This window comes from Methylobacterium sp. 275MFSha3.1, assembly GCF_900108435.1.
Taxonomy (GTDB): Bacteria; Pseudomonadota; Alphaproteobacteria; order Rhizobiales; family Beijerinckiaceae; genus Methylobacterium.
The window spans coordinates 1-14,145 of record NZ_FNWP01000010.1; the positions used below are offsets into that span (position 1 = coordinate 1).

Here is a 14,145-nt window from a genome sequence, read left to right on the forward strand (position 1 = left end):
CCCCGCCTCGTAGTGGGCGGGTCCGCAGGTCGCTCAGGGTCGGCCCAGAGGCGGGTCGGCGCGGGGGCATTTCCTCACCCCGCCGGGCACAGTGCCGCCCGGTCTCACGCCCGCGTCCGAGGCACGCCCCGCACCGGTCCGTCGCCCGGGGCGATGGCGGCTGAGAGCCACCGACGCGGGCGCCGCCCCGTCCCCGGACCCGCACGGTCAGCCACCGGGCGGGCCCCCGAAGGACGGCCCGGGATCGCTCCCGGGCCGCCGCGGACAGGTGCGGTCAGGAAGCACAAAATAGGAACATTGTCAAGGCAAACTGAGCCGCGCGCCGCTCTCGACGGCGCTTCTCCGTCATCGCGAGCGGAGCGAAGCGACCCAGGGTCGCGCAATATCGGCAGGCGTCGCGCTGCTGGCTCGCTTCGCTCCGCTCGCAAGGACGTCGGTGCCGAGAAGCCATCGGCCACAATTCCAGGGCCGGGTCTGGAAGACGGCCACGTCCGGCGACATGCTGGCGCGGCGCCTCCCCCGCACGGACAGGGGGCGCCCGGACACCCGGAACAGGGACACCCGCATGGCCGCGCGCCTCGCCCTCCTCGGCCTCGGCGCGATGGGGCACCCCATCGCCTGCAACCTCGCGGCCAAGCGGGGCTCCGACGCCGAGACGCTCGTCGCGATCGACACCGACCCGGCGCGCCTCGCCGGCCTCGCCGCGCCGGGCCTCGTCGCCACCACCGATCCCGGCCAGGCCGCCGGCGCCGACGTGCTGTTCCTGTGCCTGCCGAACGGCGACGCCGTCGAGGCGGCCCTCCTCGGGGACGGCGCCCTGGCGGAGCGCCTCGCCCCGGGGGCGGTCGTGGTCGACCTCAGCACCATCGCGCACGCCAAGGCCCTCACGGTCGGCCGCGCCGTGGCGGCGACCGGGCGCGCCTTCGTCGACGCGCCCGTCTCCGGCGCGCCGGCCGGCGCCGAGGCCGGGACGCTCACCGTGATGTGCGGCGGCGCGGCCGGGGCGGTCGCCCGGGTGCGCCCGCTCCTGGAGCGGATCGGCACGACAATCCTGCACATGGGCCCGGCCGGGTCCGGCCAGCTCACCAAGACGATCAACAACGTGCTCTACGACATCAACATCGCGGCGCTGGCCGAGGTGCTGCCGATGGCCGTCGCCATGGGGCTCGACCCGGATCAGGTCGCCCAGGTGGTCACGACGGGCACGAGCCGGAGCTACGCGGCGCAGTACTTCGTGCCGCGGATCCTCCGGGGCCAGTTCGACGAGGGCTACCCGATGGGGGCGGCCTACAAGGACCTCGTCGCCGCCGCGGCGGTCGCGGCGGAGAACGGCTTCCCGATGCCGGTCACGGCGGCCGCCACCGCCACCTACCAGACCGCCCTGCGCCAGGGCCACGGCGACCGGGACAAGGGCGCCATGGTGCTGCCGTTCGAGGACCTGCTCGGGGTCCGGGTGCGGTCGCGGCCGTAGGGGCCGGCCGTAGCGGCCATCGGGCGGTCGATCCCGACCGGCCCGCCCGCGCCCTGGATCTTACGGCAGCTCGAGCACGTCCCTCAGCGGCACGACCGCCAGGACCTGACCCGACGCGTCGGCGATCTCGAAGGCCTGCCCGGCCAGCACCGCGCCGTCGACCCGCTGGATCTCCAAGAGCGCCCGGGCGGAGCGCTCGGCCTCGGTGCGGGCGGCGTCGAGGTCGGGCAGGTCGGCGCCGTCGAGATCCTCGACCAGCCACTGACCGTCCCGGATGTGCAGGTAGAAGTGCGGCATAACCGCAGAACCGCGCTTACCGCCTCCGGTTGCGTCCCGGCCGCGTTGCGCGGACCGCGTGTGGCCTTTCGGTCACTCCGCGGCCTCGGTCTCCGGCACGGCGGCGTGGCCCGTCCGGGGCGGGAGCACCGGCGCGTCGGCGCGCTGGAGCACCTCCAGGGCGGCGTCGGCCTCCCGCTGGCGGTCCCAGAGCGCCGCGTAGACGCCCCCGGCCTCCAGCAACGCGGCGTGGGTGCCGCGCTCGACGATGCGGCCGTGGTCGAGGACCAGGATCGCGTCGGCGTTGACCACCGTCGACAGCCGGTGGGCGATCACCAGGGTGGTCCGGCCGCGGCTGACCCGGTCGAGCGCCGCCTGGATCTCGGCCTCCGTGAAGGAGTCGAGCGCCGAGGTCGCCTCGTCGAGGACCAGGATCGGCGGCGCCTTGAGGATCGTGCGGGCGATGGCGACCCGCTGCTTCTCGCCGCCCGAGAGCTTCAGGCCGCGCTCGCCCACCGGGGTGTCGTAGCCCTCCGGCAGCCCCGAGACGAAGCGGTCGATCTGGGCGAGGCGGGCCGCCTCCCGCAGCTCCGCGTCGGTGGCGTCGGCCCGGCCGTAGCGGATGTTGTAGCCGATCGTGTCGTTGAACAGCACCGTGTCCTGCGGGACCATGCCGATCGCCGCCCGGAGCGAGGCCTGCGTCACCGCGGCGATGTCCTGCCCGTCGACGCTGATCCGGCCCCCTTGCGGCTCGTAGAACCGGAACAGCAGGCGCGAGAGCGTCGACTTGCCGGCGCCCGAGGGTCCCACCACTGCCACGGTCTGGCCCGCCGGGATCTCGAAGGTGACGCCGCGCAGGATCGGCCGCTCGGGATTGTAGGCGAAGCGCACGTCCTCGAACCGCACCGTGCCGCCCGCGACCGCGAGCGGGGCGGCGCCCGGCCGGTCGGCGATCTCGGGGTTCTGCCCGAGGATGCGGAACATGTCGTCGATGTCGATCAGCGCCTGTTTGATCTCGCGGTAGATCATGCCCATGAAGTTGAGGGGCATCGCGAGCTGCACCAGCATGGTGTTGGCGAGCACGAAGCCGCCGATCGTCGTGCGCCCGGCCAGGATGTCGCGCGCCGCGAGCCACATCACCACGGTCATGCCGAGCGTGAAGATCACCGCCTGCCCGGCATTGAGCACCGCCAGCGACACGTAGGTCTGCGTCGAGGCCTTCTCGTACTTGGCCATCGACTCGTCGTAGCGGCCGGCCTCCCGGGCTTCCGCGCCGAAATACTTCACCGTCTCATAGTTGAGCAGCGAGTCGACCGCCTTGGTGTTGGCGTCGGTGTCGGAGGCGTTCATCCGGCGGCGGATCGCGATCCGCCACTCGGTCGCCTTGTAGGTGAAGGCTAGGTAGGCCGCGACCGTCAGGAACGCGGTCAGCGCGTAGGTCCAGTTGAACTCGTAGGCCAGCACGCCGAGCACCAGCACGAACTCGACGATGGTCGGCACCAGGGTCAGCACCATCAGGCGCGACAGCTCCTCGATGCCGGCGCGGCCGCGCTCCAGCACCCGGGTCAGGCCGCCGGTCTTGCGCTCCAGGTGGAAGCGCAGGGACAGGCGGTGCATGTGCTCGAAGGTCTGGAGCGCCAGCCGCCGCACCGCGTGCATCGCCACCTTGGCGAACAGCCCGTCGCGCACCTGCGTCAGCGCCGACATGGCGATCCGCGAGAGGCCGTAGAGGGCGATCAGCAGCATCGGCGCGGCGAGGAGGCCGGTGGGCACGGCCTCGTCCTTGCCGCCGACCGCCGCGACCAGCGCGTCGGTGATCCATTTGAAGGTGAACGGCGTCACCATGGTCACCAGCTTGGCGGCGAGCAGCAGGCCGAAGGCCAGGAAGACCCGGCGCTGCAGGTCGGGCCGGCCGTGGGGCCAGAGATGCGGCCAGAGCCGCCGGTAGGTGGCGATCAGGCCGGGGCGCTCGGCCGGGATCGGCGTCCCGGCCGCGGGCGCGGTGTTGTCGGTCATGAAGGGTTCTGCGGGGCGGGATGTCCTGGCCCCGCATATAGGCCCGCTGCCGCGCCGGAGCACCCGCGCTGCGTGCAGGCCCCCGCCTCACGCTCGCCAGAACGGCTTCGCGACCTCGGCGCGCAGGTCCCAGGGCTCGAGGCCGGCGTCCCGGGCCTGGTCGGGGTGGAGCGCCGCCAGGGCGCGGCGGGTGCGGATCCGCTGCAGCCACGTGCGGAGCAGGGACGGGCGCGCGGTCGGACGGGTGACGGCGGGCGAGGAGGACAGGGTGACGGCTTGCATCGCAGACGATCCGGTGGCGGGAAGGCAGTCCGGCCGGGATTGCTGGCGGAGCATTGATCCGATACAAAGCTCGGATCAATTGAAACATTGACCTCGGAGCAATTATGCGCCCCGCGGATTACCGCACCGTCGCCGACGCGATCGCGGCCGACATCGCGGCGGGCCGGCTGCGCCCCGGCGCGCGGCTGCCGCCGCAGCGCGACTTCGCCTACGCGCGGGGCATCGCGGTCTCGACGGCGAGCCGGGTCTACGCCGAGCTGGCCCGCCGGGGGCTGGTGACCGGCGAGGTCGGGCGCGGGACCTACGTCCGCAGCGAGCCGGGGCGCGCCGGATTGCTCCGCCCGGAGCCGCCCCCGGCCGCCCTCGACCTGCAGCGGACCCACTCGCGCCTGCCCGAGCAGGAGGTGGTCCTGGCCGAGACCCTGGCGGCGCTCGCCCGCGACGACGGCCAGATCGGCTTCACCCAGTACGGGCCCGCGGGCACGCCCTCGGCGCAGGCGATCGCCGCCGGGTTCCTGGCGCGGGCGGGCTACGCCCCCGATCCCGCCGACATCCTGTTCACCGGCAACGGCCGGCAGGCGCTGGCCGCCGCCCTGGCGGCCCTGGCTGCGCCCGGCGAGCGGATCGGCTGCGAGCCCCTGACCTATCCCGGGGTGAAGGGCATCGCGGCGCGGCTCGGGATCACGCTGATCCCGCTCGCCATGGACGCGGAGGGCGTCTGCCCCGAGGCGCTGCTCCAGGCCCACCGCGCGACCCCGCTGAGCGGCGTCTATCTCCAGCCGACCCTGCACAACCCCCTCGGCGCCACGATGGGGCCGGCGCGCCGGGCCGCCCTGGCGGAGGTGCTGGAGCGGACCGGGCTCACCGCCGTCGAGGACGCGGTCTACAGCTTCCTCGCCGAGGCGCCGCCGCTCGCCGGCCTCGCGCCGGACCGGGTGATCTTCGTGGACAGCCTGTCGAAGCGGGTGATGCCGGCGCTGACCGTCGGCCTGATCGCCGCGCCGCCTGCCCTCACCGACCGGCTCGCCGCCTCCGTCCGCCAGGGCGCCTGGACGGTGCTCGGCCTGTCGCTCGCGGCCGGCATGCACTGGATGGCGGGGGGCTCGGCGGCGGCGCTGGCCGAGGCCAAGCGCCGGGACGCCGCGGCCCGGCAGGCCCTCGCCCGGGCCGCGCTCGCCGACCTGCGGGTCGTGGGCGATCCGCAGGCCTACCACCTCTGGCTGGAACTGCCCGAGACGTGGCGGGCCGAGGCCTACGCGGCCGCAGCCCTGCGCCAGGGCATCGCCCTCCTGCCGGCCTCGTCCTTCGCGGTCCATCCCGGCCACGCGCCGAACGCGGTGCGCCTCGCCCTGGCCTCGCCGTCGCGGGAGGAACTCGACCGGGCGCTGCGCGGCCTGCGCCGGCTGGCTTTCGCGGGCGACGACCAGGTGGTGGAGTAGGCGGCGCCGCTCAGCCGCGCTTGTCGGTGGGCAGCACGAAGATCTGGCCCGGGTAGATCAGGTCCGGATCGCGGATCTGGTTCTGGTTGGCGTCGTAGATCACCGTGTAGCGCTCGCCGCGGCCGTAGGTGCGCTGGCTGATCCGCCAGAGGTTGTCGCCGCGGGTGATCCGGGCGGTGCTGATCTCCGGCACGAACACTGCGCCGACCCGGTCCGGCTCCGCCATGTCGGCCACCTGGGGGTTCGAGACGGCGGCCGGCGGCGAGGCCGCGGCCGGCCGGTCCCGGTCGGCACCGTCGCGCGCGGCCTGATCGGGGCCGGCGCGATCCCGCGCGCCGCTCTGGGCGGGCGACGGTCCGGACTCGGCGGTCTCCCGGGCGGCGACCTGCGTCGGCTCCGGCACCGACAGGGGGACCGCGGCGCGGCTGGCGACCTTGCCGGTGGCCGGATCGACCTGGTCGATTCGCACCTGGTACTGCCCGGGCTTGATCCCGCGCCCGATCGTGAAGGTCGCCCGGCCGTCCGGCCCGATGCCGCCCGGGGCGATCATCGTGTCGTTGAGGTAGAGCTGGATCCGCGCCCCCGGCGTGCCGGTGGCCGTCACGAACAGGCGGCCGTTCCCCTGCACGTCCACGCTGGCGATCCGGGTCGGCCCCGCCCCGGACGCCGCGGCCTCGCGGGTCTCCCCGCTCCCGGCCGGCCGGCCGGCCCGCGCCGCGTCGGCGTCCCGGGTACCCGGCTCGGAAGCCGGACCGGAGGATCTGGCGCCGCCCTTCGCGTCGGCCGTCGCGCCCGGCGCGCCGGGCTGCGACAGCACGACGGTCGCGGCGTCCGGGGCGGTCAGGGCCACGAGCGGCTGGCGGTCCCGGCCGGGGGCCACGTCCACCGCGACGCTCTGCTGCGACTCGGTCGCGCGCCCGTCCGCGCCGGTCATGCGCAGGCGGAGCGTGCTGGCGCCCGTCGGCAGGGCCGGCGGCACGATCGCGAACTGACCGTTGGAATCGGTCTTCGCCCGGGCCACGGGCTTGCCGTCGACCAGCATCTCGATCGCGGCGTCCGGCGCGCCGCGGCCGGCCACCACGGCGTCGCCGTTCGGCTCGACGCGGACGATGTCGAAGCGCGGCGCCTCGGCCGCATCCGGCAGGCGCGCGTCCTGGCCCGGACCGGCCTGCTGCGCCCCGGCTGTGCCGGCCTGCGGCGCCCCGGGGGTGCTGGCGCGGGGGGGCTGCGGGAGCGCCGCCACCGGGCCTTCCCCCGGCGCCGGACTCGCCCGCCCCGGCTTGTCGTCGCGGAAGTCGATCGTCGGGTCGGCGCGGCCGGCCAGGGCACCCGGATCGGCGAGGCTGCGCAGGCTGCCGCTCGGCGCCGACGACGCGGACGGCTCGGGACCACCGCGGCCGGTGAGCCGCCGCAGGGAGTCGCCGCCGAACAGCGCCAGCACGAGTCCTAGTCCGCCGAGAAGGCCGGCCAGCGCCAGGGCGAGACTGCGCCGCACCTGTCTCGACATCGCCACGAAGGCCTCCCCTCATCCTGCCGCCGCCCGGCGGGCGGCCGTCCGCCCGCGCGAAAAGCCGTCGACGGCGCCGCCCATAATACCGTACATGGTCCCCACACCAAGCCGTCCTGCCGCCCAGGCGGGTGAATCCCACGCGAATTCAGCAGTTTGGCACGTGGAGTGCTGGGCGCGGGGCGCGATCTGGACGGCTCGCAACGGACGCGCGAGGAGGACGCCGGATGGCTCCGGTGAGGACAGTCTGTGTCTATTGCGGCTCCGGCTTCGGCCGCGACCCGGCCTTCCGCGAGGCCGCCGAGACCCTCGGGACCGCGGTCGCGCAGGCCGGGATGGGCCTCGTCTACGGCGGCGGCGACGTCGGGCTGATGGGCACGGTCGCGCGGGCGGCGCTCGCCGCCGGCGGCCACGTCACCGGCATCATCCCGGACTTCCTCCAGGCGCGCGAGCACATGCTGGCGGACATCCAGGAGACCGTGGTGGTCTCCGACATGCACACCCGCAAGCGCCTGATGTTCGAGCGCTCGGACGCGTTCGTGACCCTGCCGGGCGGCATCGGCACCCTGGAGGAGCTGGTCGAGCAGCTGACCTGGGCGCAGCTCGGGCGCCACCGGAAGCCGGTGGTGCTGGTCTCGGTGGCGGAGTTCTGGGCGCCGCTGCTGGCCCTGTTCGAGCACATGCGCGGCCACGGCTTCATCCGCGAGGGCCTCGACCTGAGCTACCTCGTCGCGCGCGAGGCGGCCGAGGTGGTGCCGATGCTCCGCGCGGCCGGCCACGAGCCGGACCCCCAGGCCGAGAACATCGTCCAGCAGCGCATGTAGGTGCGCGCGCCGCGCGGCGATGAGGATCACGAGGATGCGTGCGTCGATGCGTGCTTCACTGCTCGCGGCCCTGCCGCTCGCCGGCCTCGCCTCCGCGGCGGCGGCCGGCCCGTCGCCGGTCCTGCAGACCCTGGACTACGCCAACACCCGCTACTCGGCCCTCGACCAGATCGACGCCGGCAATGTCGGGCGCCTGAAGGTCGCCTGGACCTTCTCCACCGGCGTCCTGCGCGGCCACGAGGGTGCGCCGATCGTGGTCGGACACCTGATGTTCGTGCACACGCCGTTCCCCAACGTGGTCTACGCCCTCGACCTCGACCGGGGCGGGAGGATCCTGTGGCGCTACGCACCGCGGCAGGACGCGAGCGTCATCGCCGTGATGTGCTGCGACACGGTCTCCCGGGGGCTCGCCTACGCGGACGGGCGGTTGTTCCTCCAGCAGGCCGACACCACCGTGGTGGCGCTCGACCCCGAGACCGGCCGGGTGCTGTGGTCGGTGAGGAACGGCGACCCGGGCCGGGGCGAGACCAACACCGCCACGGTCCTGCCGGTGCGCGGCAAGCTCATCGTCGGGCTCGCGGGCGGCGAGTACGGGGCGCGCTGCCACGTCACGGCCTACGATCAGGCGACGGGCCGGCGGCTCTGGCGCGCCTACGCCACCGGGCCGGACGCCGACATGCTGGTCGATCCGGAGACGACGACCGAGCTCGGGCGCCCGGTCGGCCGCGATTCCTCGCTCAAGAGCTGGGAGGGCGACCAGTGGCGGACCGGCGGCGCCTGCAGCTGGGGCTGGTTCTCCTACGATCCGGACCTGAACCTCGTCTATTACGGCACCGGTAATCCCTCGACCTGGAACCCGAACCAGCGCCCGGGCGACAACCGATGGGCGCAGGCGATCATCGCCCGCGACGCCGATACGGGCATCGCCCGCTGGGTCTACCAGATGACCCCCCACGACCAGTGGGACTACGACGGCGTCAACGAGATGATCCTCACCGAGCAGGTGATCGACGGCCGCGCCCGGAAGGTGCTGACTCATTTCGACCGCAACGGCTTCGGCTACACGCTGGACCGGGCCACCGGCGCGCTGCTGGTGGCGGAGAAGTTCGACCCCACGGTGAACTGGGCCAGCCGGATCAGCGTGGATCCCGCCGCGCCCGATTATGGAAAGCCGGTGGTCGACAAGCGCTACGCTCCCGGCGAGGCCGACGAGGACGAAGCAACCAAAAATATCTGTCCCGGGGCGCTCGGAGCCAAGAACCAGCAGCCGGCCGCCTACTCGGCCAAGACGCGGCTGTTCTACGTGCCGACCAACCACATGTGCATGGATTACGAGGCGTTCCGGGTCACCTACACGCCCGGCCAGCCCTATGTCGGCGCGACGCTCACCCTGCACCCGCCCGAGGGCTCGGACCGGACCGGGGCGTTCATCGCCTGGGACGGCGCGAAGGGCCGGATCGCCTGGACGATCCCGGAGCCGTTCTCGGTCTGGTCGGGGGCGCTCGCCACGGCGGGCAACGTGGTCTTCTACGGCACGCTCGAAGGCTACCTGAAGGCGGTCGACGCGCGGGACGGGCACGAGCTGTACCGGTTCAAGACCCCGTCCGGGATCGTCGGCAACGTCACCACCTACCTGCACGGCGGCAAGCAGTACGTCGCGGTGCTGTCCGGGGTCGGCGGCTGGGCCGGGATCGGCCTGGCGGCCGGGCTGACCGACCCCGCGGACGGTTCGGGGGCGGTGGGGGGCTACGCGGCCCTGTCGCAGTACACGGCGCCGGGCGGGCAGCTCACGGTGTTCGAACTGCCGCAGTGAGCCGCCCCGGCTGCGTCCGCACGCGCCGCTGGGCGATTCGCACGGCATCTCCCTGACCTTCCGAGGCGCTCCCGCGCCGGGTCTGGCTGGACGCATCCCGGGCCGCCTCTCCTGTCCCGCATGACCCCGCCACCGGCGCCGGTGGCCGGTCTCGGGCGGGCCTATCCAGATGCGGCCGCGCCGCTCACGGCGATCGATGACCGTTCAGAAGTGGTGGCCGGGCAAATTCAGAAGTAAAAATTCTAACTTATCAAGTATATTTATAAAAAATAAGCCGCCTCACAGAGTGTTGCTCAGAGGATACGAATCGAAAATGCGTCCGATTTTGAACGAACTATGACGATCTGCCCTCGATGATCTTGGATATGGGGCGCGCGACCGGCCGGATGGGGCGGTGTCGGGGAGCGCGTCATGACACGAGGATATGGGGTCTCACTCGCCGCGCTGGCGGTCGTGCTGCTCGGTCCGGGCGCCCAGGCGCAGACGGCCGGCAACGGCGTCGACATCCTGTCGGGTTTCCGGCGGATCTGGATCCCCGGACGGACCTACGACACCGGATCGCCCACGGCGCTCGGCGCGCCCCTCCTGCTGCGCAACATCCAGATCGTCGCCGAGCGGGCGCGGGAGCGGACCGGCGCGCAGGAGATCGCCGCCTATTACGACGACCGCCGCAACCAGAGCTACAGCGTCATCGACGGCCTCGGGCCGCTGACCCAGGCCTATCTGGCGGGATCGGGGGCGACCACCACGATCCCGGCCTTCGACGCGACCACGTCGCGCGTGCAGTACGTCGACCAGGGGACCGGTGCCGGCGTGACGACGTCGCCCCTCGGGAAGGTCGTGCAGCTGGTCAACGCGTTCCGGACCAACGCCTCCACCGGCCCGGCCAAGGACGCCTATAGCTATCCGCGCCCCTGGCGGCAGAGCCTGGACGGCCAGGGCCTCGGCCTCGTCGTGCCGCCCTCCCTTGGGCCGGAGAAGAGCCCGACCCCCGCGACGGATGGCGGCTTCCCGAGCGGCCACACCAACGCCGCCTACCTGTCGGCGCTGGCCCTGGCCTACGCGGTCCCGCAACGGTTCCAGGAACTGCTCACCCGCGCGAGCGAGCTCGGCGACAACCGGATCGAGGCGGGCATGCACTCGCCCACCGACGTGATCGGCGGACGCGTGCTGGCGACCTACTTCGCCATCCGGGCGCTCAACGACCCGGCGAATGCGGCCCTGCTGGGCGAGGCCTTCGCGCAGGCGCAGAGCTACCTGAGCCAGGCCTGCGGCGGCCCGCTGGAGCGGTGCGCCCACGCGCCCGTGGATCCGGCCACCGACCGGTTCTCCGATTACGCGCGCAACAAGGCCGCCTACACGGCGCGCCTGACCTACGGCCTGCCGCCGGTCGGGCCCACGGACCGTCCGCCGGTGGTCCCGGCGGGCGCCGAGGCGCTGCTCGCGACCCGCTTCCCCTACCTCACGGCGGCGCAGCGCCGCGACGTGATCGCGACCACGGAGCTGCCCTCCGGCGGCTTCCTCGACAACGGGCTGGGCTACGACCGCATCAACCTGTTCGCCGCCGCCGACGGCTACGGCGCCTTTAACGGCACGGTCACCGTCACGATGGACGCGGCCCGGGGCGGGTTCTCGGCCTACGACGTCTGGCGCAACGACATCGGCGGCGCGGGCGGCCTCGTGAAGCTCGGCAGCGGGACGCTGGTCCTGACCGGCGCCAACACCTACGCGGGCGGCACGACGATCGGCGGCGGGACGCTCGTCGGCCATGCCGGCGCCTTCGGCACGGGCGCCATCGTCGACGACGCGGCGCTCGTCGTGGATCAATCGACCGACGGGACGCTGGCCAACGCCGTCTCGGGCTCCGGGACCCTCACCAAGACCGGGGCGGGCACCCTCACGCTCACCGGGCTCAGCACGCTGACGGGCGCCACCGCGGTGCAGGCCGGTCGGCTCGTCGTGAATGGCGGCCTCGCCCACTCGGTCGTGTCGGTGCTGCCGGGGGCCGAGCTCGGCGGCTCGGGCACGCTGGGCGGGATCGTCGCGCTCGCGGGCGCCACGGTGGCGCCGGGCAATTCCATCGGCACGCTCACGGTCGCCGGCAACGTCGGCTTCGCGCCGGGCTCGACCTACCGGGTCGAGGCCGACGCCGCCGGCCGGGCCGACCGGATCGCCGCCACCGGCACCGCCACCCTGTCGGGCGGCACCGTCCAGGTGCGCGCCGCCTCCGGCGCCTACAACCCGCGCACCACCTACACGATCCTCTCCGCCGCCGGCGGCGTCTCCGGCCGGTTCGCCGGCGTGACCGCGAACCTCGCCTTCCTCACCCCGGGCCTGCGCTACCGGACCGACGCGGTCGACCTGACGCTCACCCGCAACGACGTGCCCTTCGCCGCCAGCGCTACCTCGCGCAACGGCGCGGCCGCCGCCAACGCGATCCAGGCGATCGGCGCCGGCCGGCTCTACGACGCGGCGGTCGCCTTCACGGCCAACGAGGCCGGCAGCGGCTTCCGGGCGCTGGCCGGCGACATCCACGCCGGCACCGTGTCCACCGCCTACGAGACCGCCTTCTTCGTGCGCGAGGCGGTGCTCGACCGCCTGCGCTGGGGCGATCCCGGTGCCGGGCTCGACGCCGGCGCCCTGCCGGCCGCCGACGCGGCCGACCTGCCCGGCCGGGCCCCGGTGGTGGCGACCGTGCCGGTGCGCACCCTCGACCCGCAGGTGTTCGGGCTCTGGGGCCAGGGCTTCGGCGCACTCGGCACGGCCGATGGCGGCGGCAACGCGTTCGACCTCGACCGGCAGATCGCCGGCTTCGCGGCCGGCGCGGACGTGCGGCTCCCCAGCGGGCTGCGCTTCGGCGCGGCCGGGGGCTACACGGAGGCCTTCCTCGACAGCGCCGGCCGGGCGGGCGGCGCGAGCCGGGCGGAGAGCGCGACGCTCAGGAGCGGGTTCGGCGGCCTGTACGGCGGCTACGAGCTCGGCCCGCTGTCGCTGCGGCTCGGCGCGCTCTACGCCGACACGGACGCGCGCACCCGCCGCGCGGTGCTATACGGCCTGTCCGACACGCTGAGCGGGCACGGCGGCGGCTCCACGGTGCAGGGCTTCGGCGAGATCGGCTGGAGGATCGCGCTGGGCACGCCGGCGGCGCGCTTCGTCGAGCCGTTCGCGGGCGGGGCCTATGTCGGCATCCGGCGCGGCGCCTTCGCGGAGGCCGGGGGCGCGGCGGCGCTGGCGAGCTTCGCGCGGGACTACGACCTCGGCGCGGCGACGGTGGGCGTGCGGGCGCAGGCGCGCCTGGACCTGGGCCTCGGCCTGCCGGTGACGCTGCGCGGTCTCGTCGGCTACCGGCGCGCGTTCGGCGACGTCGTGCCGACGGCTCTGCTGGCCTTCGGGGCGGGCGGCCCGGCCTTCCTGAGCGCGGGCGTGCCGATCGCCCGGGACGCGCTGGTGGCGCAGGTGGGCCTGGACCTGGCGGTGGCGCCGGACGCGAGCCTGGGCGTGGCCTACACGGGCCAGACCGGAGCCCGCGCCCAGGACCAGGCCGTGACGGGCCGCTTCACCCTGCGGTTCTAGCGCGCGACGCCTGCGCGCCGACGAAGTCCACGAAGGCGCGCAGCGGCGCCGGCAGGTGCCGCCGGCCGGGATAGTAGAGGAACGGGCCGGAGAAGACCTGCCACCAGGGCTCCAGCACCGGCTCCAGGGCCCGGCTCGCGAGCTGCGGCCGCAGCCAGTCCTCGAACAGGTGGACGATCCCGGTGCCGGCGACCGCCGCCTCGACCGCGAGGTCGCTGGCGGCGACCCGCACGATCAGCGGGCCGGACGGGTCCACCCGGACGATGTCGCCGTCGCGCTCGAACTCCCACGGCGCCGTCAGGGCGCCGCTGGGGAAGCGGCCGAGCAGGCAGACATGGTCGAGGAGGTCCCGCGGATGGTCCGGCCGGCCGCGCTTCTCGAGATAGGCCGGGGATGCCGCGGTGGCGAAGCGCTGCCGCCGCGGGCCGATCGGCACGGCGATCATGTCCTGCTCCAGCCGCTCGTCGTAGCGGATGCCGGCATCGCAGCCCGCCGCCAGCACGTCCACGAACCCGTCCTCGACCACCACTTCCAGGCGGATCTCCGGGTAGGCCGCCAGGAAGGGCGGCACGAGGGCCGGCAGCACCAGCCGGGCAGCGCTCAGCGGCACGTTGAGCCGGAGCGTGCCCGCGGGACGGTCGCGGAACCCGTTCACCACGTCGAGGGCGGATTCCACCTCGGCGAGGGCCGGCCCGAGCCGCTCCAGCAGGCGGGCCCCCGCCTCGGTCGGCGCGACGCTGCGGGTGGTGCGGTTCAGGAGGCGCACCCCCAGGCCCGCCTCCAGCCGGCGCACCGCCTCGCTGAGGCGCGACGCGCTGCCGCCGCCGGCGCGGGCGCCTTCGCGGAAACCGCCGGCCCGCGCCACGGTCACGAAGGCGGCGAGGTCCGTGAGATCCTGGGTCATCGTTCGAGAATCCGCACGGCCCGTGCCGATTGTCACGGCT

The 14,145-nt window shown here is 74.2% G+C and carries 10 protein-coding genes; 5 read left to right on the forward strand and 5 right to left on the reverse strand.

All coding sequences use genetic code 11. From position 1 onward, the window contains the following. The first annotated feature begins 565 nt into the window (after positions 1-565). Complete coding sequence (locus tag BLW78_RS13410) at positions 566-1,471, forward strand: NAD(P)-dependent oxidoreductase (RefSeq protein ID WP_091680193.1); 906 nt, start codon at positions 566-568, stop codon at positions 1,469-1,471. A gap of 60 nt (positions 1,472-1,531) precedes the next feature. On the opposite strand, the gene BLW78_RS13415 is transcribed toward BLW78_RS13410, so the two are convergent. The 3 genes from BLW78_RS13415 to BLW78_RS13425 form a co-directional block, all read right to left on the reverse strand. Further along, complete coding sequence (locus BLW78_RS13415; RefSeq protein ID WP_091680195.1) at positions 1,532-1,768, reverse strand: DUF6894 family protein; 237 nt, start codon at positions 1,766-1,768, stop codon at positions 1,532-1,534. Between the two features lie 72 nt (positions 1,769-1,840). Beyond that, a complete protein-coding gene (locus BLW78_RS13420) occupies positions 1,841-3,763 on the reverse strand; it encodes an ABCB family ABC transporter ATP-binding protein/permease (RefSeq protein WP_091680197.1) in 1,923 nt (640 codons plus the stop codon). An 87-nt stretch (positions 3,764-3,850) separates the two neighbouring features. Beyond that, positions 3,851-4,045: a DUF1127 domain-containing protein gene (locus BLW78_RS13425; RefSeq protein ID WP_020092364.1), complete on the reverse strand. Its 195-nt coding sequence runs from the start codon at positions 4,043-4,045 to the stop codon at positions 3,851-3,853. Between the two features lie 104 nt (positions 4,046-4,149). On the opposite strand from BLW78_RS13425, the gene BLW78_RS13430 reads away from it, so the two are divergent. Continuing rightward, positions 4,150-5,484, forward strand: a complete 1,335-nt coding sequence (locus tag BLW78_RS13430; protein ID WP_091680198.1) for an aminotransferase-like domain-containing protein — start codon at positions 4,150-4,152, stop codon at positions 5,482-5,484. A 10-nt stretch (positions 5,485-5,494) separates the two neighbouring features. Here BLW78_RS13430 and BLW78_RS13435 read toward each other — a convergent pair whose 3' ends face one another. Next, positions 5,495-6,991, reverse strand: coding sequence for a LysM peptidoglycan-binding domain-containing protein (locus BLW78_RS13435; RefSeq protein WP_091680200.1), 1,497 nt, complete (start codon positions 6,989-6,991; stop codon positions 5,495-5,497). Between the two features lie 227 nt (positions 6,992-7,218). Between BLW78_RS13435 and BLW78_RS13440 the strand changes: the two genes are divergently transcribed. From BLW78_RS13440 to BLW78_RS13450, 3 genes are all read left to right on the forward strand, one after another. Beyond that, positions 7,219-7,815 (forward strand): LOG family protein, encoded by a 597-nt coding sequence (locus BLW78_RS13440; protein WP_091680202.1) that lies wholly within the window; start codon positions 7,219-7,221, stop codon positions 7,813-7,815. 34 nt (positions 7,816-7,849) lie between these two features. Further along, entirely contained in the window at positions 7,850-9,628 is a 1,779-nt protein-coding gene (locus BLW78_RS13445; RefSeq protein WP_091680204.1) for a methanol/ethanol family PQQ-dependent dehydrogenase, read from the forward strand. Positions 9,629-10,039: 411 nt separating this feature from the next. Beyond that, positions 10,040-13,201: an autotransporter domain-containing protein gene (locus BLW78_RS13450; RefSeq protein WP_091680206.1), complete on the forward strand. Its 3,162-nt coding sequence runs from the start codon at positions 10,040-10,042 to the stop codon at positions 13,199-13,201. On the opposite strand, the gene BLW78_RS13455 is transcribed toward BLW78_RS13450, so the two are convergent. Continuing rightward, entirely contained in the window at positions 13,185-14,105 is a 921-nt protein-coding gene (locus tag BLW78_RS13455; RefSeq protein WP_091680208.1) for a LysR family transcriptional regulator, read from the reverse strand. The genes BLW78_RS13450 and BLW78_RS13455 overlap by 17 nt on opposite strands. Positions 14,106-14,145 lie beyond the last annotated feature (40 nt).

Excerpts from the sequence above, each read along its gene's own strand:
- BLW78_RS13435 (WP_091680200.1), bottom strand. The coding sequence starts at position 6,991 with ATGTCGAGACAGGTGCGGCGCAGTCTCGCCCTGGCGCTGGCCGGCCTT.
- BLW78_RS13415 (WP_091680195.1), bottom strand. The coding sequence starts at position 1,768 with ATGCCGCACTTCTACCTGCACATCCGGGACGGTCAGTGGCTGGTCGAG.
- BLW78_RS13420 (WP_091680197.1), bottom strand. The coding sequence starts at position 3,763 with ATGACCGACAACACCGCGCCCGCGGCCGGGACGCCGATCCCGGCCGAG.
- BLW78_RS13450 (WP_091680206.1), top strand. The coding sequence starts at position 10,040 with ATGACACGAGGATATGGGGTCTCACTCGCCGCGCTGGCGGTCGTGCTG.
- BLW78_RS13455 (WP_091680208.1), bottom strand. The coding sequence starts at position 14,105 with ATGACCCAGGATCTCACGGACCTCGCCGCCTTCGTGACCGTGGCGCGG.
- BLW78_RS13430 (WP_091680198.1), top strand. The coding sequence starts at position 4,150 with ATGCGCCCCGCGGATTACCGCACCGTCGCCGACGCGATCGCGGCCGAC.
- BLW78_RS13440 (WP_091680202.1), top strand. The coding sequence starts at position 7,219 with ATGGCTCCGGTGAGGACAGTCTGTGTCTATTGCGGCTCCGGCTTCGGC.
- BLW78_RS13425 (WP_020092364.1), bottom strand. The coding sequence starts at position 4,045 with ATGCAAGCCGTCACCCTGTCCTCCTCGCCCGCCGTCACCCGTCCGACC.
- BLW78_RS13445 (WP_091680204.1), top strand. The coding sequence starts at position 7,850 with ATGCGTGCGTCGATGCGTGCTTCACTGCTCGCGGCCCTGCCGCTCGCC.
- BLW78_RS13410 (WP_091680193.1), top strand. The coding sequence starts at position 566 with ATGGCCGCGCGCCTCGCCCTCCTCGGCCTCGGCGCGATGGGGCACCCC.